The 21,689-nt window shown below is 69.9% G+C and carries 21 protein-coding genes; 10 read left to right on the forward strand and 11 right to left on the reverse strand.

Annotation, left to right across the window (positions count from 1 at the left end):
* The 3 genes from AC1RRW_RS17370 to AC1RRW_RS17380 all read left to right on the forward strand — a co-directional run.
* On the forward strand, positions 1–1,154 hold a 1,154-nt coding region (locus AC1RRW_RS17370), incomplete at its 5' end, for an OmpA family protein (RefSeq protein ID WP_492902251.1).
* Between the two features lie 134 nt (positions 1,155–1,288).
* Positions 1,289–1,597 (forward strand): hypothetical protein, encoded by a 309-nt coding sequence (locus AC1RRW_RS17375; RefSeq protein WP_492902253.1) that lies wholly within the window; start codon positions 1,289–1,291, stop codon positions 1,595–1,597.
* An 80-nt stretch (positions 1,598–1,677) separates the two neighbouring features.
* Positions 1,678–1,875 carry a hypothetical protein gene (locus AC1RRW_RS17380; protein ID WP_492902255.1) on the forward strand — a complete coding sequence of 66 codons (198 nt, stop codon included), beginning with the start codon at positions 1,678–1,680 and terminating at the stop codon, positions 1,873–1,875.
* 34 nt (positions 1,876–1,909) lie between these two features.
* Here the strand turns inward: AC1RRW_RS17380 and AC1RRW_RS17385 are convergent, their stop codons facing one another.
* Positions 1,910–2,737: a helix-turn-helix domain-containing protein gene (locus AC1RRW_RS17385; protein WP_492902256.1), complete on the reverse strand. Its 828-nt coding sequence runs from the start codon at positions 2,735–2,737 to the stop codon at positions 1,910–1,912.
* A gap of 146 nt (positions 2,738–2,883) precedes the next feature.
* Here AC1RRW_RS17385 and AC1RRW_RS17390 point away from each other — a divergent pair, with 146 nt between their 5' ends.
* On the forward strand, positions 2,884–3,300 hold the full coding sequence (locus tag AC1RRW_RS17390) for a hypothetical protein (protein WP_492902258.1): 417 nt from the start codon (positions 2,884–2,886) through the stop codon (positions 3,298–3,300).
* A gap of 15 nt (positions 3,301–3,315) precedes the next feature.
* Here the strand turns inward: AC1RRW_RS17390 and AC1RRW_RS17395 are convergent, their stop codons facing one another.
* The 7 genes from AC1RRW_RS17395 to ugpB all read right to left on the reverse strand — a co-directional run bounded on the left by AC1RRW_RS17395 (position 3,316) and on the right by ugpB (position 9,956).
* On the reverse strand, positions 3,316–3,828 hold the full coding sequence (locus AC1RRW_RS17395; protein ID WP_492902260.1) for an ATP-binding cassette domain-containing protein: 513 nt from the start codon (positions 3,826–3,828) through the stop codon (positions 3,316–3,318).
* A gap of 7 nt (positions 3,829–3,835) precedes the next feature.
* The gene (locus AC1RRW_RS17400; RefSeq protein ID WP_492902262.1) at positions 3,836–4,087 is read right to left on the reverse strand and encodes a hypothetical protein; all 252 of its coding nucleotides are present in this window, start codon (positions 4,085–4,087) and stop codon (positions 3,836–3,838) included.
* Between the two features lie 355 nt (positions 4,088–4,442).
* Entirely contained in the window at positions 4,443–5,372 is a 930-nt protein-coding gene (locus AC1RRW_RS17405; protein WP_492902263.1) for a dihydrodipicolinate synthase family protein, read from the reverse strand.
* A gap of 112 nt (positions 5,373–5,484) precedes the next feature.
* Entirely contained in the window at positions 5,485–6,561 is a 1,077-nt protein-coding gene (locus tag AC1RRW_RS17410) for a sn-glycerol-3-phosphate import ATP-binding protein UgpC (RefSeq protein WP_492902264.1), read from the reverse strand.
* A gap of 7 nt (positions 6,562–6,568) precedes the next feature.
* Entirely contained in the window at positions 6,569–7,417 is an 849-nt protein-coding gene (gene ugpE, locus AC1RRW_RS17415; RefSeq protein WP_492902265.1) for a sn-glycerol-3-phosphate ABC transporter permease UgpE, read from the reverse strand.
* Positions 7,418–7,568: 151 nt separating this feature from the next.
* Positions 7,569–8,450: a sn-glycerol-3-phosphate ABC transporter permease UgpA gene (gene ugpA / locus AC1RRW_RS17420; RefSeq protein WP_492902267.1), complete on the reverse strand. Its 882-nt coding sequence runs from the start codon at positions 8,448–8,450 to the stop codon at positions 7,569–7,571.
* Positions 8,451–8,639: 189 nt separating this feature from the next.
* Positions 8,640–9,956, reverse strand: coding sequence for a sn-glycerol-3-phosphate ABC transporter substrate-binding protein UgpB (gene ugpB / locus AC1RRW_RS17425; protein WP_492902436.1), 1,317 nt, complete (start codon positions 9,954–9,956; stop codon positions 8,640–8,642).
* Positions 9,957–10,172: 216 nt separating this feature from the next.
* On the opposite strand from ugpB, the gene AC1RRW_RS17430 reads away from it, so the two are divergent.
* The 4 genes from AC1RRW_RS17430 (at position 10,173) to AC1RRW_RS17445 (ending at position 15,387) form a co-directional block, all read left to right on the forward strand.
* Positions 10,173–11,351 (forward strand): fumarylacetoacetate hydrolase family protein, encoded by a 1,179-nt coding sequence (locus tag AC1RRW_RS17430; protein ID WP_492902269.1) that lies wholly within the window; start codon positions 10,173–10,175, stop codon positions 11,349–11,351.
* A gap of 226 nt (positions 11,352–11,577) precedes the next feature.
* Entirely contained in the window at positions 11,578–12,531 is a 954-nt protein-coding gene (locus tag AC1RRW_RS17435) for a carbohydrate kinase family protein (protein WP_492902271.1), read from the forward strand.
* The gene (locus AC1RRW_RS17440) at positions 12,528–13,550 is read left to right on the forward strand and encodes a proline racemase family protein (protein WP_492902273.1); all 1,023 of its coding nucleotides are present in this window, start codon (positions 12,528–12,530) and stop codon (positions 13,548–13,550) included. Before AC1RRW_RS17435 ends, AC1RRW_RS17440 begins: the two co-directional genes overlap by 4 nt.
* Before the next feature lie 130 nt (positions 13,551–13,680).
* A complete protein-coding gene (locus tag AC1RRW_RS17445; protein ID WP_492902275.1) occupies positions 13,681–15,387 on the forward strand; it encodes a hypothetical protein in 1,707 nt (568 codons plus the stop codon).
* Between the two features lie 49 nt (positions 15,388–15,436).
* Here AC1RRW_RS17445 and AC1RRW_RS17450 read toward each other — a convergent pair whose 3' ends face one another.
* The 3 genes from AC1RRW_RS17450 to ggt all read right to left on the reverse strand — a co-directional run bounded on the left by AC1RRW_RS17450 (position 15,437) and on the right by ggt (position 19,856).
* Entirely contained in the window at positions 15,437–17,023 is a 1,587-nt protein-coding gene (locus AC1RRW_RS17450) for a gamma-glutamyltransferase (protein ID WP_492902277.1), read from the reverse strand.
* Positions 17,024–17,203: 180 nt separating this feature from the next.
* On the reverse strand, positions 17,204–18,169 hold the full coding sequence (locus tag AC1RRW_RS17455) for a 2-hydroxyacid dehydrogenase (RefSeq protein ID WP_492902279.1): 966 nt from the start codon (positions 18,167–18,169) through the stop codon (positions 17,204–17,206).
* Positions 18,170–18,182: 13 nt separating this feature from the next.
* Positions 18,183–19,856 carry a gamma-glutamyltransferase gene (gene ggt / locus AC1RRW_RS17460; RefSeq protein ID WP_492902281.1) on the reverse strand — a complete coding sequence of 558 codons (1,674 nt, stop codon included), beginning with the start codon at positions 19,854–19,856 and terminating at the stop codon, positions 18,183–18,185.
* Positions 19,857–19,994: 138 nt separating this feature from the next.
* Between ggt and AC1RRW_RS17465 the strand changes: the two genes are divergently transcribed.
* Both AC1RRW_RS17465 and AC1RRW_RS17470 read left to right on the forward strand, forming a co-directional pair.
* On the forward strand, positions 19,995–20,237 hold the full coding sequence (locus AC1RRW_RS17465) for a hypothetical protein (protein WP_492902283.1): 243 nt from the start codon (positions 19,995–19,997) through the stop codon (positions 20,235–20,237).
* 145 nt (positions 20,238–20,382) lie between these two features.
* On the forward strand, positions 20,383–21,570 hold the full coding sequence (locus tag AC1RRW_RS17470) for an MFS transporter (protein WP_492902285.1): 1,188 nt from the start codon (positions 20,383–20,385) through the stop codon (positions 21,568–21,570).
* Positions 21,571–21,689: the final 119 nt, after the last annotated feature.

Consider the following 21,689-nt stretch of genomic DNA (forward strand, 5'->3'; position numbering starts at 1 on the left):
CGGCGTCCGCGCCGCAACCGGGCCAGGCCGCGCCTCAGGCGGCACCGCCCGTCGGACAGGTCGCTCCTCCGGCGGCGCCACCCGCGGCGGCTCCGCCCGCAGCGCCTCAGGCCACGCCGTCGCAAGCAGCTCCCCCCGTTCCGGGCCAGCCGCCCGCGCCCGCGCCTGACCGGCAGGGTCGTCGCGGCGGCATCGGGCTCGGCGGCGCGGCCGCGATCGGGCTCGGCGCCGGCGTCATCGGCGGCATCATGGCGACGCAAGGGGCGGACAGGCTCGACGACGTCCGAAGCCGGCGCGAGGAGCGCCGCGATGGCGACGTCACCATCATCCGAGAGCCCGGCCGCACCATCATCCGCGACGACGACCGCGTCATCATCCGACGCGACGAGACGCAACGCTTCCGCGAGCTCGGCATCGACCAGCGGGTCGAGCGCAGGGGCGAGGAGACCCGCACCGTCTTCGAGCGGCCCGACGGCACGCGGATCGTCACGATCACGGATTCTGAAGGCCGGCTGATCAGGCGCACGCGCGAGACGCGCGGCGGCGAGGAGTTCGTCATCATCGACAACACCCGCCGCGACCGGCCGGAGCGCTTCTCCGACGAGATCGTCGTGCTGGAGCGCCCGGACATCCGGATCCCGCGCGAGCGCTACGTGGTCGATGCGGAATCGGCCGATGAGCGCGTGATCTACGAGACCATCACCGCCCCGCCGGTCGCGCCGCTGCCGCGGCGCTACACGCTCGACGAGGTGCGCTACTCGCCCGATCTGCGCGCCCGGATGCGCTCGATCGACGTCGACAGCGTCACCTTCGAATCGGGTTCCTGGGTCGTCGCGCCCGGCCAGGCGCAGCGGCTCGCGATCCTCGCGCAGTCGATCAGACAGGCGCTGCAGGCCGCGCCGAACGAGGTCTTCCTGGTCGAGGGCCATACCGACGCGGTCGGCTCCGAGATCGACAACCTGTCGCTGTCGGACCGGCGGGCGCAGTCCGTCGCCGAGGTGCTGACGCGCGATTTCGGCGTGCCGCCCGAGAACCTGACGACGCAGGGCTATGGCGAGCAGTATCTCAAGATCGCGACGCAGGACGCGGCCCGCGAGAACCGGCGCGTGACGCTGCGCCGGATCACGCCGCTGCTCACCGGCGAGAACCGCTGAGGCGGGACGAACCACGCCAGATGGGGCCGCCGCGAGGCGGCCCCTTTTTTCTGGCCGGCGGCGGAACCGGCGCGCGAATCCGGCCGTTCCTGACGGGAGCGCGCCCGGGCTGGGCAGCATCAGGAGATGTCGTCATGCGACAGCGTTCGTTGCGGATTGCGCTCGCGATGGCCGGCATGCTGGCCGCCTCGGCGGCGACAGCCATGCCGGCCGCCCGCCTCGCCCAGACCGAATCCGTTCCGGGGCAGCCCCGCCAGCAGCGCGCGCCCGGCGTGCCGATGGCGCCGAACCCGGCCGAGGCCGAGCGCGCCGAGCGCGCCCCGCCGCGCGGCGAAAGCTCCCTGCGCGGCGGCCGGACCGAGCAGGCGCGGCGTCCCGCGGCTCCGAATCCGAACCGCGACATCCCGATGCCGCGCGGCGTGCCGTCGATCGTCGCGCCCTGAGGAAAACCTGATCCGAGGCAACCGATTCAGGATTCGGCAAGGTTTCGCCGGCAAGTCTCTGGCGAGGGAGATTTGCCGTCATGAGCGATTCAGTAGCCATCGCGCAGGGCTTCGCCGCATCCCAGGCCGCCTCGACCCGGCAGGCGCTGCAGACCGAGATCGTGCGCCAGCAGGCCGGGGCCGAGCAGGCCATCGTCGAGCTGGCGCGGCAGAGCGCCGAGCGGCTCAAGGCGTCCCTGCCTGCCGGACAGGGACAGACCGTCGACATCTCCGCCTGACGGGACATCTCCGCCTGATCCTGGGCCGAGCCGGCTAGCGCCCGAGGAGCCGCCGCGTCGCCTCGTCGGCGGGGAAGAAGGCCTCGATCGCGAGTTCCGACAGGGTGATGTCGACCGGCGTTCCGAAGACCGTCGTCGTCGAGAAGAAGGACAGCACGGTTTCGCCCAGCCGCAACTGCAGCGGCAGGACGATGTCGGGCTCCGGCTCCGCTTCGGCGGTCCCGCCCTTGCCGTTGCGCTTGCCGTTGTCCTTGCGCGCGGCCGGCGCATCGAGCTCGGGATAGGCCGAAAGCTCCTCCAGGAGCGCCACCAGCGCCGGATCGGCCGTGGCCCTGATCTGCTGGCGCAGCCGCGCCAGGATGTGATGCCGCCATTCGCCGAGATTGACGATCGCGGGCGCGATGCCGCCCGGGTGCAGGCTGAGCCGCAGCACGTTCACCGGCGGACGCAGCAGCTCGGGGTCGCTGGCCAGCCCGAGCAGCGGCGGCACAGCGGCGTTCGCCGCCAGCAGCGTCCAGCGCCGGTCGACCGCCAGCGCCGGATAGGGCTCGTGCCCCTTCAGAACGAGGTCGATCGCCGCGCGCGCGGCGCCGAGTCCCGGATCGTCGAGGCCGCGCTCGCCATAGACCGGCGCGAAACCGGCCGCGAGCAGGAGCGCATTGCGCTCGCGCAGCGGCACGGACAGCGTCTCGGCCAGCAGCAGCACCATGTCTCGGCTCGGCTGCGAGCGGCCGCTCTCGATGAAGCTGAGATGCTTCTGCGAGATCTCGGCGTCGAGCGCGAGATCGAGCTGGGAGAGCCGGCGCAGCTGCCGCCAGTCGCGGATCAGGGCGCCGACGGGGGGCGGGATGTGCTTGTTCATGGCAAGACCCTAGCCGGCCGCGGGCGCGGCGTTCAATTACCTCCCGCTTAATCGCGCGGCCCTCCGGTTTGCGTCAGCATCGTCTCCATCGACCACGGCCAGGCCGGGCAGAAGCCGCGGCGGCCACACACAAGGGAGACCACGCCATGTCCATGATCCAGTCCTCGCGCGTCCTGAAGAACGCGCTCGCCCTCGACGCCGCCGCCTGCGTCGGCACCGGCCTGCTGCTGGCTTTCGGAGCCGGAGCGCTCGCCGTCCCGCTCGGCTTTCCGGCCGGCTTGCTGCGCGGCGCCGGGCTTCTGCTCCTGCCCTGCGCTGTGCTGCTCGCCTTTCTCGCCTCGCGCGAAACCCTGCCGAGGCTGGCCGTCCATGCCGTGATCGGCGTCAACCTCGTCTGGATCGTCGACAGCGTCGCGATTCTGCTGACGGGCTGGTTCCAGTCGACCGGGCTCGGCATCGCCTTCGTGCTGGCTCAGGCGGCGGCGGTGGCCGTCGTGACGGAGCTCGAGGCGATCGGGCTGAGGCGGTCGTCGCGCTTCGAGCCGGGCGGGCTGATCGCCTAAGGCGGCGCCCTCGATTCACACGAAAAAGCCCCGGACGCTCGCGCATCCGGGGCAGTCGCCTGTCCGCGAGCGGCCAGGTGGGAGGACCGAAAGCGGATTACCAGCTCGCCGGCACCGCGCCCTTGAAGCGCTCTCCAGCGGCGGCGCGACATTGTCGAAGACGGTGCGCGAGGAGAGCAGGTTGAAATGCTGGAAGATCATGCCGGTCTTGCGCCGATTTGCGCGCCAGCCGGCCTCGGTGAGCGCCGTGACGTCCTCGCCTTCGATCAGGATGCGGCCCGCAGTCGCGCGCTCCAGCCCGTCGACGAGGCGGATCAGGGTCGACTTGCCGGCCCCGGAGCGACCGATCACGCCGAGGACCGCGCCGTCGGGCACGTCGAGATCGACGCCGGACAGCGCGCGGACGGCGTCCTGTCCGGCGCGGCCGGGGAAGGATTTTTCGACCGCCTCGAAGCGGATGACCGGCGGGCCGGCCATGGGCGCGGCCGTCCCGACGCGGAAGGCGTCGGGACTGAGGGGAGCGTCCATGATGGTCTCAGTTCCTGTGCGGCCGGGCGAGCTGGCGCGCGGCGAGTTCGGCGGCGCCCGGCGTCGCGAAGCGATGCCCCTCCAGCGCGTGGAAGGCGGCCGAGGCCGAGATGAAGGTGAAATAGCGCTCGTCGGCTCGGCGGTGGACGAGCCCGGCCTGGGTCTCGCCGATCTCGATGACATATGCGCTATGCGCCTCTTGGGCCTGCTGGGCGGCTGAGGGACGGGCGGAGCCCGTGCCGGTCTGGATATAGGTCATGGCTTGCCTCCGCCGCGTCGTGCGGCGTTCGATGGACAACGATTGAGCGGGTGGAAACCGGCGCGGCGCCGGTCGGCCTGGGCTCAGCGTCGACAGCAGGTCATGGCGAGGCGGGAGGGGATCCGGCCGGCTTTGCGATCGGTCATGTGTCGTCTCCTCGAAGCGGAGCCCACGACCAGGTCGTGGCGCTTTAGCGTTTGGTGACGCGGTGCAAGCTGCTCGCTCAAATCCCCGCGGCCGACCGGAACGGAGCCGATCGACGGTCTTAAATCTGGCAGCAACGATCCTCTTTGTCAACCGGATCGTTCTTTTAAAGAAACGGCGTGATACAGCACAACCTTGCGGATCGATGGCCTCAGACGGCGGCGCGCCTGTCCGCCTTCGCCACCCTGGCCAGCAGATAGTCCACCTCGGCCTTGGCCGTGGCGCTGAGGCCTGAGCCCGGCTTGCGCTGGGCGTCGCTCGCCAGAATGCCACGCTTCATCATCGTGTACTTCCGCACGGCGAGCCCCGCGCCGAGCTGCTGCTCGTAGCGCAGCAGCGGCAGATGCGCGTCGAAGATGTCGTGCGCCGCGTCGCGTCGGCCTTCCTTCTGCAGGCGCACCACGTCGATCAGCAGCTCGGGAAAGGCATAACCCGTCATCGCGCCGTCGGCGCCGCGCTCCATCTCGAAATCGAGGAAGAGCCCGCCATTGCCGGTCAGGATCGAGAGCTCGCGCAGCGAGCCTTCGGTCTGGAACCTGCGCAGGGTCGATATCTTCTCCAGCCCCGGCCAGTCCTCGTGCTTCAGCATCACGCAGGAGGGGTGGTCCATGACGATCTTGGCGATCACGGCCGGCGTCATCACCACCGACAGCGTCAGCGGATAATCCTGGATGACGAAGGGGATGTCGGTCCCGATCGCCTCGACGGCCTGGGCGTAATAGCCGGTGATCTGGTCGTCGGTGCGAAGCGAGGGCGGCGGCGCGATCATCACGCCCGCCGCGCCGAGTTCCATCGACTGGCAAGCGAGCGTGCGCATCGCGGCGAAACCCGGCGCCGAGACGCCGACGATCACCGGCTTGCCCGGCATGTTGCGGACCGCGCTCTTGACGATGCCGAGCGATTCCTCCGGCTCGAGCTTGGGCGCCTCGCCCATGATGCCGAGCACGGTCGTCCCGTCCGCGCCGATCCGGTCGTAGAAGGCGAAGAGCCGGTCGGTCGAGGCCTGGTCGATCGTCCCGTCGGGATGGAACGGCGTCGGCGCAATCGGGAACACGCCGGAGGCGGAGGCGGTCAGGGACATGGGCTCAATCCTTGTCGAGATGAGACGAACGGCGTCGAGGCGCGCACCGTCTTGAAGCAGTCGAGCGAGTCGCGCCAGCCTCGCATGCCGGCATGACCGCGAGAGGATGGCGTCAGAGCCCGACGCGCTGCCCGGTCACCGGGTCGAAGACATGCACCCGGTCGGGGTCGACCGAGATCCAGAGCCGGCCGGGCTGGGCCGAGACCGTGTCGGTCGCCGCCTGCATGATGAAGGGCAGGCCTGCGAGCTGGCCGTGGAAGAGCTGCGTCGCGCCGAGCTCCTCGATGAACTCGACATCGAAGGGCATCGCGCCCGCCTCGCCCTCCGAAGCGATCTCGATGTCCTCGGGCCGCAAGCCGACTTCGACGGGCGAGCCCTCGGCCAGATCGGCGCGCAGGTCGCGCGCCTCCAGGATGGCGTCGCCGAGCGCGACGATGCCGGGGCCGTCGATCGTTCCGGGCAGGATGTTCATCGGCGGCGAGCCGATGAAGGTCGCGACGAAGCGGCTCGCCGGCTTCCTGTAGACTTCCGACGGCAGGCCGATCTGCTCGACCTGGCCGCCATTCATCACCACGAGCTTGTCCGACAGCGTCATCGCCTCGACCTGGTCGTGGGTGACGTAGATCGAGGTGACGCCGAGCGCGCGCTGCAGCTTCTTGATCTCGACGCGCATCTGCACGCGCAGCTTCGCGTCGAGGTTGGAGAGCGGCTCGTCGAACAGGAAGACCTGCGGCTTGCGCACGATGGCGCGGCCCATGGCGACGCGCTGGCGCTGGCCGCCCGAAAGCTGGCGCGGACGGCGCTCCAGCAGCGGCTCGATGGCGAGGATGCGGGCGGCCTCCTTCACGCGCCGGTCGATCTCGTCCCTGGGCGTGCCCAGATTGCGCAGGCCATAGGCCATGTTGTCGTAGACGGAAAAATGCGGATAGAGCGCGTAGTTCTGGAAGACCATCGCGATGTCGCGATCGGCCGGCTCGATCTGGTTGACGACGCGGTTCCCGATCGAGACCTCGCCGGACGAGATCGTCTCCAGCCCCGCGACCATTCGCAAAAGCGTGGACTTGCCGCATCCGGACGGGCCGACGAGCACGCAGAAGCCGCCGTCCGGGATGTCGAAGGAGACGCCCTTCACGGCTTCGACGCCGCCGGCATAGACTTTTCTGACGTTGGTGAGGGTAACCTGGGCCATTGGTGGGCTACTTTTCGGTTTCGACCAGGCCCTTCACGAAGAGCCTTTGCATGGCGATGACGACGAAGACGGGCGGCAGCATCGCCAGCATGGCGGTGGCCATGGCGAGCTGCCATTCGGTGAGGGCGTCGGAGGTGACGATCATCTTCTTGATGCCGATGACGATGGTCTGCATCGTGTCCTTGGTCGTCACCAGCAGCGGCCAGAGATACTGGTTCCAGCCATAGATGAACTGGATCACGAACAGCGCCGCGATCGTCGTTGCCGAAAGCGGTATGACCGTGTCCCTGAAGAACTTGAAGGCGCCGGCGCCGTCGATCTTCGACGCCTCCAGCAGCTCGTCCGGGATCGTCATGAAGAACTGCCGGAACAGCAGCGTGCCGGTGGCCGACGCGATCAGCGGCACGGCGAGGCCCTGATAGGTGTCGAGCATGCGCAGGTCCGAGACGACCTTGAAGGTCGGGAAGATGCGCACTTCCACCGGGAGCATCAGCGTCAGGAAGATGATCCAGAACGCCGCCATCCGGAACGGGAAGCGGTAATAGACGATCGCATAGGCCGAAAGCACCGAGATGAAGATCTTCCCGATCGCGATCGCCAGCGCCATGACGAGCGAGTTCAGCATCATGCCGGCGACCGGCTCGCGCGTCGTGCCGGAGGTGCCGACGAAGAGGATGCGCTTGTAGTTCTCGATGAAATACGGGCCCGGCCAGAGCGGCAGCTGGCCGTTGATGATGGTCGGGTTGTCCCAGGTCGAGGCGACGAAGGTCAGCCAGACCGGGAAGGCGACGATCAGCACGCCGATCGTCAGGATGACATAGGCGATGGCGTCGCCCAGGCGGCGGTCCTCGACCATTACCCCTGCCTCCAGCACTTGCCGTCATGCTCGCCCTTGTGGCGAGCATCCACGTCCTGGGCGCAGCGCTCGACCGGCGAAGACGTGGATGGTCGGGACAAGCCCGGCCATGACGGGAAGGGCGAACGCCAGTCGGAAGACGAATGCCGCATCAATAGCTCACCTTGCGCTCGATGAAGCGGAACTGGATCGCGGTCATGCCGATCACCATGATCAGCAGGATCACCGACTGCGCCGCCGAGCCGCCGAGATTGGAGCCGCCCTTGCCGTCGGAATAGACCTTGTAGACCAGCGTCTCGGTCTGACCCGAGGGGCCGCCGCCGGTGACCGTGTCGATGATGCCGAAGGTGTCGAAGAAGACGTAGACGATGTTGACGACGAGCAGGAAGAAGGTCGTCGGCGAGAGCAGCGGGAAGACGATGGTCCAGAAGCGCCGCCAGGGCCGCGCCCCGTCGATCACCGCCGCCTCGATCACGCTCTTGGGGATCGACTGCAGGCCTGCGAGGAAGAACAGGAAATTGTAGCTGATCTGTTTCCAGGTCGCGGCCAGGATGACCAGCGTCATCGCGTCGTTGCCGTTGAGGCGGGGATTCCAGGCGATGCCGAGCCGTTGCAGGCCCCGCGCCAGCATGCCGAGCGAGGGGTCGAACATGAAGATCCAGAGCACGCCGGCGATGGCGGGCGCGACCGCATAGGGCCAGATCAGCAGGGTCTTGTAGATTTCCGCGCCCCTGATCCGCCGGTCGGCCATCACCGCGAAGAGCAGCGCGATCGAGAGCGAGAGCACGCAGACGAAGGTCGAGAAGATCGCGGTGTTCCAGAACGCCTTGAGATAGCCGGGGTCGGTGAACAGGAGCTGGTAGTTCTCGAACCAGACGAACTCGGTCGAGGTGCCGAAGGCGTCCTGCAGCAGAAAGCTCTGCCAGACCGCCTGGCTCGCCGGCCAGTAGAAGAACACGACCGTGATCGCCAGCTGCGGCGCGAGCAGCAGGAAGGGAATGGTCAGGCCCTTGAAGGAGGCGTTCTTCAGCATGCGAGCACTGCTTGTGTCTTTCGGGGCTTCGCCCTCGGGTCAGACCTTCGGTCGGCCCAAGGATAAACTCGGCGAAGAACCCGGAACCCACGACCGGGCGAGAGTTGTCGACGGGGCAGACCCGAAGGTTCCACCCCGTCGTGGATTCCGGTTCGGCCCTTGCGGACCGCCCCGGAACGACAGGGTGCGTCAGCGCGCGGCCGTCCGCTCGAACTGGCGCAGCATCGTGTTGCCGCGCTCGACGGCCGCGTCCAGCGCCGCCTTCGGCGTCTTCTGGCCGTTCAGCGCCGCCTCAAGCTCCTCCGACCAGATGTCGCGGATCTGGACGAGGCTGCCGAAGCGCAGGCCGCGCGAGTTGTCCGTCGGCTCCTTGTTGTTGAGCTCGAGCAGCGGCGTCTCGAGATAGGGCTTGTCCTTGTAGAAGCCCGAGGCCTTGACCTTCTCATAGGCCGCCTTGGTGATCGGCAGGTAGCCCGATTCGGTGTGCAGCTTCACCTGCCGGTCGACGTCGGAGAGGAAGGTGAAGAACTTGGCGACGCCCTTGTATTCGGCCGCCGACTTGCCGCCCATGACCCACAGCGAGGCGCCGCCGATGATCGAGTTCTGCGGCGCGCCGGCGGCCTCCGGATAATACGGCATCGGCGCGTTGGCCCAGTCGAACTTGGCGTTGGCGCGGACGTTGCCGAAGAAGGCCGAGGAGGTCAGCATGATCGGGCATTCGCCCGAGGTGAAGCGGCCCTCCCCGGTGTTGGTGCGGCCGGAGTAGCTGTAGACGCCCTCCTTCTGCAGCTCGGCCAGGTTGGTCCAGTGCTTCAGGAAGAGCGGGCTGTTGAAGTTCAGCACCGTGTCGAAGCCGTCGAGGCCGTTGGCCTTGGTGGCGATCGGGATGTTGTGCCAGGCGCCGAACTGCTCGATGTTCGCCCAGGTCGCCCAGGCGTTGGTGAAGCCGCATTTGTCGAAGCCGGCGCTTTTAAGCTTCTTGCCGGCCTCGAACACCTCGGGCCAGGTCTTGGGCGGGGCGTCGGCGTTCAGGCCCGCCTTCTTGAAGGCGTCCTTGTTGTACCACATCACCATGGACGAGGAGTTGAACGGCATCGAGAGCATGTCGCCCTTGGCCGTCGAATAATAGCCGGTGATCGCGGGCAGATAGGCCTTGGGATCGAACGCTTCGCCGGCTTCCTTCATCAGCTCGAAGACCGGCTTCACCGCGCCCTTGGCCGACATCATGGTGCCGGTGCCGACCTCGAAGACCTGCAGGATGTGGGGGGCGGCGTTGGCGCGGAAGGCGGCGATGCCGGCGTTCAGCGTGTCGGGATAGGAGCCCTTGTAGGTCGGGACGATCTTGTAGTCCTTCTGCGAGGCGTTGAACTCCTCGGCGAGGCGCACGACGACGTCGTTGTTGGCGCCGGTCAGCGCATGCCACCACTGGATCTCGGTCTGCGCCATGGCCGGCGCGGCGCCCGCAAGCGCGAAGGCGGCGACGGACATCAGGATACGGGATTTCACTGTCATCATTCTCTCCCTTCCGCCCATCGATAGGTTCGGGCGGCTGTTGTTCTTGGTGCGCAAGCTAGCATGAAGGCCGGGCGACATTTCAATGACAATTCGATGACGCGCTGGAAAGCCCCCCGATGCGCGACACGGCTTGCGCATTTTCGCGGAAACGGCTGTTCTCGCCGACCTTGCTATTTCAGTTTTCGTCATGCCCGATGGATCACGCCGATGACGCCGCTTTCGCTGACGCCAGAAACCACCCTCCCCCGTGACGCCGCCGGCGCCGCGCTGCTCGGCCGCGTCTGGCGTCCCGATCTCGCGGGCCCGGCGGTCGTGGCGCTGCGCGACGGCGAGGTGATCGACGTCACCTCGACCTTCGCGACCTCGCGCGATCTTTGCGAGAGCGCCGATCCGGCGGCCGCGCTGCGCGCCGCCGAGGGCGAGAAGCTGGGCTCTCTGGCCGAGATCCTGGCCAATACGCCTGTGGACAAGCGCGACGCCGGCAAAGCATGGCTGCTCTCGCCGCTCGACCTGCAGGCGGTGAAGGCCGCCGGCGTGACCTTCGCGGTCTCGATGCTGGAGCGCGTGATCGAGGAGAAGGCCCGCGGCAACCCGGCGGCGGCCGCCACGATCCGCAGCGAGATCGGCAAGCTGATCGGCGACGACCTCTCCAAGCTGAAGCCGGGCTCGCCCGCGGCGATGCATCTCAAGGACGTGCTGATCGGCCAGGGCGCCTGGAGCCAGTATCTCGAGGTCGGCATCGGGCCGGACGCCGAGATCTTCACCAAGGCGCCGCCCATGTCGTCCGTCGGCTCCGGCTTCGACGCCGGGCTGCACCCGGCCTCGACCTGGAACAACCCCGAGCCCGAGGTGGTGCTGATCGTCGCCTCGGACGGGCGGATCGTCGGGGCGAGCCTCGGCAACGACGTCAACCTGCGCGATGTCGAGGGCCGCTCGGCGCTGCTGCTCGGCAAGGCCAAGGACAACAACGCCTCGGCCGCGGTCGGGCCGTTCATCCGGCTGTTCGACGACGGCTTCACGCTCGACCATGTCCGCAACATCACCGTGACGCTGACGGTCGCGGGGGAGGACGGCTTTACGCTGGAGGGCTCGTCCTCGATCGCCAGGATCAGCCGCGATCCGGCCGATCTGGCCAGGCAGACGATCGGCCCGCATCACCAGTATCCCGACGGGGCCGCGCTCTATCTCGGCACCATGTTCGCGCCGATCAAGGACCGCGATACGCCCGGCGGCGGCTTCACGCATAAATACGGCGACGTCGTCACCATCGCCGCGCCGGAGCTCGGCGCGCTGGTCAACCGGATGCGGCGCACCGACGAATGCGAGCCCTGGACCTTCGGGACCTCGCATCTGATGCGCAACCTCGCCAAACGCGGCCTGCTGTGAGGCGCGCCCTCTCCAATCCCCTTCCCCCCGCGTCCCCCTGTCGGCTGTCGCCGACAGGGGCGGACATTTCTGAAAGTCGGCAACAGCCGACTTTCACGGGGGAAGGGCCAGGAATGGGGGGCCGGAAAGCCGCGGCGCCGTTCCTGTTCGCTGGACCAAGCGGAACCGCCCCCCACCCAACCCTCCCCGCCGCAAGCGGGGGAAGGGCCAGGCGAGTTCCGGGACGATGAGCCCCGTCGAAGGACAGGCCACGATCCTCGTCACCGGCGAGGCGATCGGCGATTTCATCCCGCGCGACGCGCGAGGCCGGCGCTACGAGGCGGTGCTCGGCGGCTCGGGCTTCAACGCGGCGCTGGCGCTGGCGCGGTTCGGCGCCGAGGTCGCCTACGCGGGCGCGCTCTCGACCGACGCGCTCGGCCGGCGCTTCCGGGCGGCGCTGACGCAGGAAGGCATCGGATCCGATCTCGTCGCCGACAGCGCGCTGCCGAGCGCCGTCGCGATCGTCTCGCCGCTGGGAGAGGACGGCGTGCCGGAGTTCGGGCTGCATCTGGAGGCCACCGCCCATGCCGAGCCGGAGGGGACGCCGCGCGTCCTGCCGGCGGGCGCGATCCATCTCCATGCCGCCTCGTTCGGTGCGACCGCCGGCCCTTCGGGCGAGGCGACGCTCCTGCTGATGCGCGACGCGAAGGCCAGGGGCGCCAGCATCAGCTACGACGTCAACATCCGGGACTCGGCGCTGCCGCCGCGCGGCGAGGCGACGCGGCTGATCGAGGCGCGCATCGCGCTCGGCGACATCGTCAAGGCGAGCCTCGACGACATCGCCTGGCTCTATCCGGGCGAGGAACCCGAGACCGCCGTGCGACGCTGGCGGCGGCTCGGCGCGGGCCATGTGCTGGTGACGCGCGGCCCGCATGGCGCGACCGCCTTCGGCCCGGGACACGCCACCCATGCGGCGCCGCCGGCGGTCGAGGTCAGCGATACGGTCGGCGCCGGCGACACCCTGATCGGCGGGTTTCTCGCCATGCTGGCGGCGCGCGGCCGGCTCGGACGGGGTCTGGGCGCGACGACGCCCGAGGACATCGACGCGGCCCTCGCCTTCGCCTGCGAGGTCGCCGCCGACAGTTGCACCCGGCCGGGCTGCGACCCGCCGCGCCGCATCGCGAAGGATGAGCAGCAATGACCGAACTTACCTGCCTCGACTACCATACCTGCGGCGAGCCGGTCCGCATCGTCACGGCCGGGTATCCGGCCCTCGACGCGCCGGGCATCCTCGGCAAGCGCCGGCAGGCGCGCGAGAGCCATGATCACCTGCGCCGCGCGATGATGCTGGAGCCGCGCGGCCATGCCGGCATGTATGGCGTCATCCCGGTCGCGGCGAGCCAGCCCGAGGCCGCCTTCGGCGTGCTGTTCACCCATAACGAGGGCTATTCGACCATGTGCGGCCACGCGACCATCGCGCTCGGTCGCTATGCAATCGAGCACGGGCTGGTGCCGGCGGTGGAGCCGGTGACGCGGTTCGCGATCGAGGCGCCGTGCGGGCTGGTGCGGCTCTCCTGCGAGGTCAAGGGCGGCAAGGTCGGGAGCGTGACCTTCGAGAGCGTGCCGGCCTTCGTCCATGCGCGCGACCTCGTCGTCGATGTGCCGGGCCTCGGGCCGGTCACGACCGACATCGCCTATGGCGGCGCGTTCTACTGCATCCTGCCGGCGTCGCGCTTCGGGCTCGACCTGTTCGAGACGCCGGTCGAGGAGATCGTCGACGCGGCGGGGCGGCTGACGGATCAGGTGCGCGCGACGACGGCGATCGCGCATCCGACCGAGCCCGATCTCGGCTTTCTCTACGGCACGATCGTGACCGACGAGGCCGGATCGAGCGAGACGAGCTTCAACCTCTGCGTCTTCGCCGAGCGCCAGATCGACCGCTCGCCGACAGGGTCCGGCGTGACGGCCCGGATGGCGCTGGACCACGCCAGGGGGCTGGTCGAAGCGGGCCGGGAACGGCTCTTCCGCAGCATCACCGGCGGGAGGTTCTCCGGCCGCGTCGTCGGGCCGGCCGAGTTTCCAGCCGAGGGCGCGGTCACGGTCGCGGTCGGCGGGACGAGCCATTTTTCCGGGACGAGCAGCTTCACGATCGAGCCGGACGACCCGCTCGGGCACGGTTTCGCGCTGCCGGCGCGCTTCGGCGACATCGCGGATCGTTAACCGCGCCCGGCAACCCTAATCCGAGAATCGGCTCGACCCGCGCCTGAAACTTCCGGCTTTCGTCGATCGCGGAAGGGGCGGGGTAAGCATTTCCCTGCATCATCCTGAGCGATCCAGCGCGGAGGAGCCGATGTCGGTCGGAAACTGGGAGCGCCCTGTGGCAGGTGCGAGCAGCGTCCCTGCGCGGCTGTCGCGGCTCGTCGCCAGCCCAAGCCTCTGGCTGTCGGCGTTCCTCGTCGCGGTCGTCGCGGCGCTGAGCCTGAAGCTGCGCCTGCCGCTCGGCTCCAACTACTGGGACACCGCGGTCTATCTCGACGCGATCCAGCGCATCCGCATGGGGCAGGCGCCGAGCCTGGACTTCTTCGCGCCGGTCGGCCCGCTCGGCTACTACCTCGCCGCGGGATTCCACGCGCTGTTTCCGCAGGCGCAGCCGATGCTGCTGGTCAACTGGGCGCTGCTGCCGGTGCTGTTGCCGGCGATGGCCCTGCTCGTCGCCCATGTCGGGGCGCGCTCGCGCGGGCAGGCGCTGGCGCTGCTTCTGCCCTTCCTGCTCTTCGCCTCGCTGCCGATCAACCTGCACAGCCTCTATCCGCAGCCGGGCTTCGACGGGTTCGGCCATTACAACCGCCATGTCGCGCTGCTGCTCTATGCGCTGGTCGCGACGCTTCTGTTCGCGCGCCATCGCGTCTTGCTGGCCGGGCTCGTGGCGGCGCTGATGCTCGCCCTGTTCCTGGTCAAGATCACCGGCGCGGTGGCGGGCGCGATGCTCGTCGGCCATGCCGTCGTCGCGGGGCGGCTGAAGCTGCGCGAGGCCGCGGTCGCGGCGCTGTCGGTCGTGGCGGCGCTGGCCGCGCTCGACCTCGCGACCGGGCTGACGCGGGCCTATCTTGCCGACATCCTAACGCTGCTCTCGCTCAACACCGGCGCGCTGCTGCCGCGCTTCCTCACCGTCGCCTCGGTCAAGTTCAACGTCATCGGCCCGTCGCTGCTGCTGTGCGGGGCGCTGGCGCTGGCGGCCTGGCGGGAACGGCCGGCGGTGTCGCTGGCGGGCCTGCGGACTCTGGCCGATTCACCGCTCGGCTGGCTCGCGGCCGGATTGCTGGCGCTGACCTTCTTCGAGACGCAGAACACCGGCTCGCTCGAATTCGTCGGGCTCTGGCCGGTGCTGCTGACGATCATCCTCGCCTGGCGGGACAGCCGCGATCGCATGCGGCCGGCCGTTCTGGTGCTGGCGCTGGCGGTGTCGCTGCCGAGCGCGCTGATCTTCGTCGAGCGCAGCGTGCGCGCGGCGCTCGGCGCGCCGAGCCATGCCGCGCTCCCCGTACCCGATCTCGGGCCGCTGGGCCAGGTCGGCGTCAAGCGCGACATCGCCGAGCGGGCGAGCGCGATGCTGGGCCATTACGCCGCGCATCAGGTCGCCTATCGCGACCTCGTCGCGCGCGGGCAGTCGCCCTCCTACATCCTCTATTCCGAGATCGACTATCAGGCCACCTGGCTGCTCGAGCTGCAGCAGGGGGTCGCGGCGATCAAGACCTGGGAGGCGGCAAGCGGCCGCCGGCTCAACGGCCTCTTCACGCTCGATTTCGTCGATGCGATGAACCCGCTGCTCGACCGGATGCCGCCGCGCCATGTCCCGATCGGCATCGACCCCGGCCGCAGCAATCCGGCGCTCTCGGCGCAGATGCTCACAGCGCTGGCGCAGACCGACGCGATCCTGCAGCCGAAATGTCCGCCGACCACGGCGCGCGACGCGATCGCCGCGCATTTCGGCCAGGCGCTGGCGGGGCGGACGATCGTGGCGCTGTCGCCCTGCTGGGACATGTATCTTCGGGAGTGAGGTGGGCCGATTCAGCCCCTATCGTCATCGGTCGAGGAAGCGGGCCGACCTACCCCCGCGCCGCGACAGCGGCCGACCAGGGCGAGCCCATGTCGCTGATCCCTTCCGCGCCGTCGCGGTCGACGCGGATGATGTTGGGACAGGCGAAGTTGATCGGCAGCACGCCATGCTCGACCACCGAGAGCGGGCCGGCGGCCTCCAAAGCGGCCAATGTCCCGGGCGGCAGGCGCAGATCGGCGCTGGCCGAATCCGGGCCGGAGACGTCGATGCGCGGCCAATGCGCCGCCGTCTCGACGTCGACGCCCGAGTCCAGCGTGAAGGCGAGCATCTGGTAGACGCTGGCGAGAATGCGCCGCCCGCCGGACGAGCCCGCGGCATGGCGCGGCCAGCCGCCATCCTTCGGCGTGACCACCACGGGGCACATGTTGCAGAGCGGGCGCGCGCCGGGCGCGATCGCATTGGCGCTGCCGGGGCGCGGATCGAACCACATCATGCCGTTGTTCATCAGCACGCCGGTTTCGGGCAGCACGACGCGGCTGCCCATCGAGGAGAGCAGGGTCGTCGTCATCGCGACGAGGTTGCCCTCGCCGTCGACCACGGTGAGATGGGTGGTGCAGGCGTCGCCGGGCTCGGTCGCGGCTTTCGCGGCGCCGAGCCCTTCGAGGCGGCTGGCGTAGGCCTGGCGCATCACGCGCGACAATGTGGCGAACCATGCGGCGTCGGGACCGTCCGGGCCGGGTTTCGCGCCTGCCATGCCGGCGACCACGGCTTCCAGCGTCGGCGCGGCGGTCAGCCCGCCGGCGGTGTGGATCAGATGCGTGCCGCGCCAGTCGATCGCCGGGGCGTCGCGCAGGGTCGCGCGGCAATCGGCGAGGTCCCGCGCATCGACCACGCCGCCGACCGCGGCGATGTCGGCGGCCAGCCGCCTGGCGAAGTCGCCGCGATAGAAATCGTCGAGCCCGGCCCTGGCCAGATGCTCCAGCGTCTCGGAGAGCTTGCCGAGGCGGAAGAAGCCGGGCTCGCCCTGATAGGGCGGCACCGGCGGCAGGCCGCCGGGCAGGTAGATGCGCGCGCTCTCCGCGTAGAGCCTGAGCACCGAGGCCGAGGAGGCGATCTTCAGCGTCGTGTACCAGTCCCGCGCCAGCCCGCGCTGCGCCAGCGCGATGGCGGGCGCGAGCAGCTCGGAAACCGACATGGCGGAGCCGAAGCCGCGCCTGAGCAGGTCGTAGCCCGCGACCGAGGACGGGATGCAGAAGGAGAGCGGGCCGTGGATGTTGCGATCCCCGACCACCTCCGGCCAGGTGAAGAGGTCCCTCTTCATCTCGCCGGTCAGCGGATAATCGGCCGGGTCCGCCCTGCGCGGCGCGACGGGGCCGAAATCGACCACCCGGGCTCGGGTCTCGCCGGCCTTCAGCACGACCGCGAAGCCGATGCCGCCGAGGCCGCTGTTCCAGGGTTCGAGCGCGGCCAGCGCGAAGGCGGTCGCGACCGCGGCATCCGCCGCATTGCCGCCGGCCTCGAGGATGGCGACGCCGGCTTCGGCCGCCTCCCAGTTCTGCGACACGACGATGCCGTCACGGCCCTTCGCGCCGGGCTTGGAGAGCGTCCAGTTCTGGGTGCGGTAGGGCGTGGTCATGGGATGCGTCTCGTTGGGTTGGGCTGTGGCGGGATCAATCCCCAACCCGTCATCCCCGGCAAGCGAAGCGCGGACCTGGGTCCATCGTAAAGCACTGCACTGCCCTATGATGGACCCGGATCGGCGCCGCTACGCGGCTTGTCCGGGATGACGAGTGTTTCCGAGGTATCGTGTCCAAGGCTACACTACCCGGTCGCGTTCGGGCACGGGCTCGCCGCGCGAGACGCGGGCGATGTTGGCGTACATCTGGTTGACCGTCTTGTCGAAGTTGTCGGCCGTCCCGGCGGCGAGATGCGGCGTCAGCACGAGGTTGTCGAGCCCGAGCAAGGGGCTGTCGGCCGGCAGCGGCTCGACCGCGAAGACGTCCATGGCGGCGGCGTGGATCGCGCCGCCGCGCAAGGCGTCGATCAGGTCGGCCTCGACCACGACGCCGCCGCGCGCGACGTTGACCAACACCGCGCTCCGCTTCATCGCGGCGAAGGCGGCGGCGTCGATCAGGTTCGCCGTCTCCGGCGTCAGCGGGCAATGCAGCGACACGATGTCGGACTGCGCCAAAATCTCCGCCAGCGAGGCATGGCGGACACCGAGCGCGGCCTCTTCCCCGGAGGAGAGCGGCTGGCGCTTGCCGTAGAGGATGGTGCAGCCGAAGCTCTTCAGGAGGCGGGCGACGTTCTGGCCGATCGCCCCGAAGCCGACGAGCCCGACGGTCTTGCCCGACAGCATGTAGGCCTCGCCCGGCAGGCGGCCGCCGATCCATTCGCCCTGCTTCAGCTTCGCATGGCTGTGCGAAATGCAGCGCAGCGCCGAGAGCATCAGCCCGAGCGTGAATTCGGCGACGGGGACGGCGTTGCTGCCGGTGGTGCGGGCGACGCCGATGCCGAGGGCGCGCGCCGCCTCGACATCGAGATTGTCGATGCCGACGCCCCATTTGTGCAGCAGCTTGAGCTTCTTGCCCGCCCTCAGCACCTCGCCCGAGACGCCGACCTGCCCGGCGATGGCGTAGTCGGCCTGCGCGATGATCTCCTTCAGATGCTCGTCGCCGCGCGCGGCGCCGTGGGTCAGGACGAAGCCGGGCGGCAGCAGGGCGCGCAGCTTGTCGGCGCGCTCGGGCGTCAGCGGGTCGAGGACGACGATGGTCTCGGTCATGGATCGGTCCGGATCAGATGGAGAAGCGCACGCCGGCGCGCGCCAGCCCGCCGGAGATCGCGACCGGCGCGCCATCGGCGCGCCAGCAGGCCGCGCCGGTCAGCGTGCCGTCGGCGTCCAGCGCGATCGCGTTCATGCCGCCGGCGACGCGCTGGACGCGGGTGATCTGGTGGCCGCGCGCGGCGAGCGCGTCGGCGACGGCGTCGGGAAAGGCCTGCTCCAGCTCGAGCACGCCGCCCTCGGTCCAGATGCGCGGGGCCTCGACCGCCTCCTGCAGGCTCATGCCGTGGTCGATCAGGTTGACGATCGCCTGCATCGCCGAGGGGAAGATGCGCAAGGCGCCCGGCAGGCCGAGCGCGAAGGCGAGCCTGCCGTCGCGCAAAGCCATCATCGGCGCCATCGAGGTGAAGCAGCGTTTTCCTGGCGCGATCGAGAGCGCGCGGCCGGGATGGGGATCGAAGTTGAACATGTAGTTGTTGGCGATCATGCCGGTGCCGGGGATCTGCACGCAGGCCCCGAACAGGCCGTTGATCGTCTGCGTCGTCGAGACGACGTTGCCGGCGGCATCCGCCACGGTGACATGGGTGGTGTCGGCCGACTCGCCGCCGGCGGGCCCCGGCGTCCACGCCTTCGCCCGCGTCCTGTCGATGCCGGCGCGGCGCTCGGCGGCATAGGCCTTGGCCGTGAGCCGCGCGACCGGAACCGTGACGAAGGCGGGATCGGCGGTCGCGACCGCGCGATCGGCGAAGGCGATCTTCAGCGCCTCGGCCATCAGATGGACGGCCTCGACCGAGCCGAAGCCGAGCGCGCCGATGTCGTAGCCTTCCAGGATATTGAGCATCTGGACGATATGGACGCCGGACGAGGCCGGCGGCGGCGGACCGACGATCTCGAAGCCGCGATAGCTGCCGCGCACCGGCTCGCGCCCGACCGGCGCGTAGGCCGCGAGATCGGCCATGCCGATCAGGCCGCCGCTCCTGGCCATGAAGCCGGCCAGCGCCTCGCCGAGCGGACCGGCATAGAGCGCGGCCGGCCCCTGCCCGGCGATCAGGCGCAGGCTCCGGGCATAGTCGCCCTGGACGAGGCGGCTGCCCGGCTGCAGCGGTTTGCCGCCGGGCAGGAACAGGGCCGAGAGGCCGGGATCGGCCGCGATATCCGGCGCGCAATCGCAGATGCAGTCGCCGAGATAGGGGCTGACGACGAAGCCGCGCTCGGCCAGCGCGATCGCGGGCGCGAGCACCTCGCCGAGCGGCATCGTGCCGAAGCGATCGAGCGCCTCGCACCAGGCCGCGAGCGCGCCGGGCACCGCGACGGCCTTCGGCCCGAGCAGGTTCTCGCGGTCCCGCGTGTCGCGCGACTTGCCGATCTCGTCCGACAGCGTTTCGTACATGTCGGGCGCGGCCGCGAGCGGCGCGGTCGAGAGCCCGTCGAGAACGAGATGGCGGCCCTCGGCGAGGCGGATATGGGCGACGCCGCCGCCGAGCAAGCCGACCATCATCGGCTCGACCACGGTCAGCGCGAAGAGCGCGGCGATGGCGGCGTCGATGGCGTTGCCGCCCGCCAGCAGCATCTGGGAACCAGCGGCGGAGGCGAGCGGGTGGTTGGTCACCACCATGCCGCGCGAGCCGGTGGCGGGGCGCTTCTCGCAGGTGAAGGGGGCGTGACGAGGCGGATGGGCGGTCGTCATCGCGCCGTGGCGTCCATCGTCATGAGCGAAGCTCCCCTGCCCGCGCCAGCATAGCGGCGAATGCGGCCGACGCGACATCGCGCAGGAGATGCGGGTCATGCGCGTAAGGCTCAAATGCGTGCCGCCGCCTCGCGGGACATGGCGGTCACCGGCGCGATCGATTGCGAATCCGGTCCCGCCAGCGCCCGCGACGAAATGCAGGCCGGGCACGCGCGCCGGCGTGTCGACCTCGACCAGTCGACCCGTCGCGACCGCGTCGCCGACGATCGGGGCCGGGATCGGCGCGACGCGAGCCCGTCCAGCGCCATAAGCAGCGACGTCGCGATCCTGCCGATGTGGTTGCCGCGGCCGGCGCTCTGGCTGCCGAGGGCGGTGCAATGACGGCATGCGTGCGCGGCGGATTGCCAGACGCGCCGCTTTGACGACGATGGCGGCATGGCCGCCCGCCCTCACCGCCCGAGTCTTGCCAGATGAGCGTTGCCCGATGAGGCGGTTCCGATGAGGCGGTTCCGATGAGGCGGTTCCGATGAGTCTTGCCGGCCGCTCGACCACCGGCGTCGTCGTCGCGCTCGGCACGGCCCAGACCGTCTCCTGGGCCTCGACCTATTATCTGCCGGCCGTGCTGGCGACGCCGATGGCGCGCGATCTGGGGTTGAGCCCGGTCACGGTCTTCGCCGCCTTCTCGGCCGCGATGGTGGTCTCGGCCGTGGTCGGGCCGTTCGCGGGCGCGACGATCGACCGGCGGGGCGGACGCGGCGTGCTGATCGGCTCCAACCTGATCTTCGCGGCGGGCCTGGGCTGCCTCGCGCTGGCGCAGGGGCCGTTTCTGCTCTGGCTCGGCTGGCTCGTCATCGGCGTCGGCATGGGCATCGGCCTCTACGAGGCGGCGTTCTCGGCGCTGGCCTCGATCTACGGCAAGGCGGCGCGCTCGCCGATCACCGGCATCACCCTGATCGCCGGCTTCGCCTCGACGGTCGGCTGGCCGCTCTCGGCGCTGATGGAGGCCAAGATCGGCTGGCGCGGGGCCTGCCTCGGCTGGGCGGTCGCGCATCTGATACTGGCTCTGCCGCTGAACGCGCTCCTGCCGTCCGGCCGCTTCGTCACCCCGCCGGCCGAGACCGTCGATCCGGCTGCGGCGAAGGCTGTGAAGAGCAAGACCCGGCCGACCATGCCGCTGCTCGCCTTCGTCTTCGCCGTGACCTGGTTCTGCAGCACGGCGATGGCGGCGCATCTGCCGCGCCTGCTCGAGGCGGCGGGCGCGACCACCGCCATGGCGGTGGCGGCCGGCGCGCTGATCGGCCCGGCGCAGGTCGCGGCCCGGATCGCCGAGTTCACCCTGCTACGGCAGGTCCACCCGCTGGTCTCGACGCGGATCGCGACATTGACGCATCCGGTCGCGGCGGGCGTGCTGCTCTGGTTCGGCGCCCCCGGGGCCTATGCCTTCGCCTTCCTGCACGGAGCGGGCAACGGCGTCCTGACCATCGCCAGGGGCACGCTGCCGCTCGCCCTGTTCGGGCCGGTCGGCTACGGGCTGACCCAGGGTTTGATCGGCGGGCCGGGACGGGCGTTGCAGGCGGCCGCGCCGCTGCTCTTCGGCTTCGCGCTCGACCGCTGGGGCGCCAGCGCGGTCTGGCTGACATCGGGGCTGTGCGGACTGGCCTTCCTGGCGCTGCTGGCGGTCAGGACGACGGACAAGCCATCGACGCATCCTTGAGCAAGCGGCGCGGTTTCGCCGCCGCCGAGCCCGCGCTCGCCGCACGCGGCGCGTGCAATGGACGCGCACGATCGCGCCAAGGACATATGACGCAACCGCACCGCGAGCACCCCCATCCC

The organism is Allobosea sp. GW821-FHT12C12 (genome assembly GCF_058807355.1).

Bases quoted from the DNA above. Each gene is read 5' to 3' on its own strand.
- AC1RRW_RS17375 (WP_492902253.1), top strand. From the start codon at position 1,289: ATGCGACAGCGTTCGTTGCGGATTGCGCTCGCGATGGCCGGCATGCTG.
- AC1RRW_RS17380 (WP_492902255.1), top strand. From the start codon at position 1,678: ATGAGCGATTCAGTAGCCATCGCGCAGGGCTTCGCCGCATCCCAGGCC.
- AC1RRW_RS17385 (WP_492902256.1), bottom strand. From the start codon at position 2,737: ATGAACAAGCACATCCCGCCCCCCGTCGGCGCCCTGATCCGCGACTGG.
- AC1RRW_RS17390 (WP_492902258.1), top strand. From the start codon at position 2,884: ATGTCCATGATCCAGTCCTCGCGCGTCCTGAAGAACGCGCTCGCCCTC.
- AC1RRW_RS17395 (WP_492902260.1), bottom strand. From the start codon at position 3,828: ATGGACGCTCCCCTCAGTCCCGACGCCTTCCGCGTCGGGACGGCCGCG.
- AC1RRW_RS17400 (WP_492902262.1), bottom strand. From the start codon at position 4,087: ATGACCTATATCCAGACCGGCACGGGCTCCGCCCGTCCCTCAGCCGCC.
- AC1RRW_RS17405 (WP_492902263.1), bottom strand. From the start codon at position 5,372: ATGTCCCTGACCGCCTCCGCCTCCGGCGTGTTCCCGATTGCGCCGACG.
- AC1RRW_RS17410 (WP_492902264.1), bottom strand. From the start codon at position 6,561: ATGGCCCAGGTTACCCTCACCAACGTCAGAAAAGTCTATGCCGGCGGC.
- ugpE (WP_492902265.1), bottom strand. From the start codon at position 7,417: ATGGTCGAGGACCGCCGCCTGGGCGACGCCATCGCCTATGTCATCCTG.
- ugpA (WP_492902267.1), bottom strand. From the start codon at position 8,450: ATGCTGAAGAACGCCTCCTTCAAGGGCCTGACCATTCCCTTCCTGCTG.
- AC1RRW_RS17430 (WP_492902269.1), top strand. From the start codon at position 10,173: ATGACGCCGCTTTCGCTGACGCCAGAAACCACCCTCCCCCGTGACGCC.
- AC1RRW_RS17435 (WP_492902271.1), top strand. From the start codon at position 11,578: ATGAGCCCCGTCGAAGGACAGGCCACGATCCTCGTCACCGGCGAGGCG.
- AC1RRW_RS17440 (WP_492902273.1), top strand. From the start codon at position 12,528: ATGACCGAACTTACCTGCCTCGACTACCATACCTGCGGCGAGCCGGTC.
- AC1RRW_RS17445 (WP_492902275.1), top strand. From the start codon at position 13,681: ATGTCGGTCGGAAACTGGGAGCGCCCTGTGGCAGGTGCGAGCAGCGTC.
- AC1RRW_RS17450 (WP_492902277.1), bottom strand. From the start codon at position 17,023: ATGACCACGCCCTACCGCACCCAGAACTGGACGCTCTCCAAGCCCGGC.
- AC1RRW_RS17455 (WP_492902279.1), bottom strand. From the start codon at position 18,169: ATGACCGAGACCATCGTCGTCCTCGACCCGCTGACGCCCGAGCGCGCC.
- ggt (WP_492902281.1), bottom strand. From the start codon at position 19,856: ATGACGACCGCCCATCCGCCTCGTCACGCCCCCTTCACCTGCGAGAAG.
- AC1RRW_RS17465 (WP_492902283.1), top strand. From the start codon at position 19,995: ATGGCGGTCACCGGCGCGATCGATTGCGAATCCGGTCCCGCCAGCGCC.
- AC1RRW_RS17470 (WP_492902285.1), top strand. From the start codon at position 20,383: ATGAGTCTTGCCGGCCGCTCGACCACCGGCGTCGTCGTCGCGCTCGGC.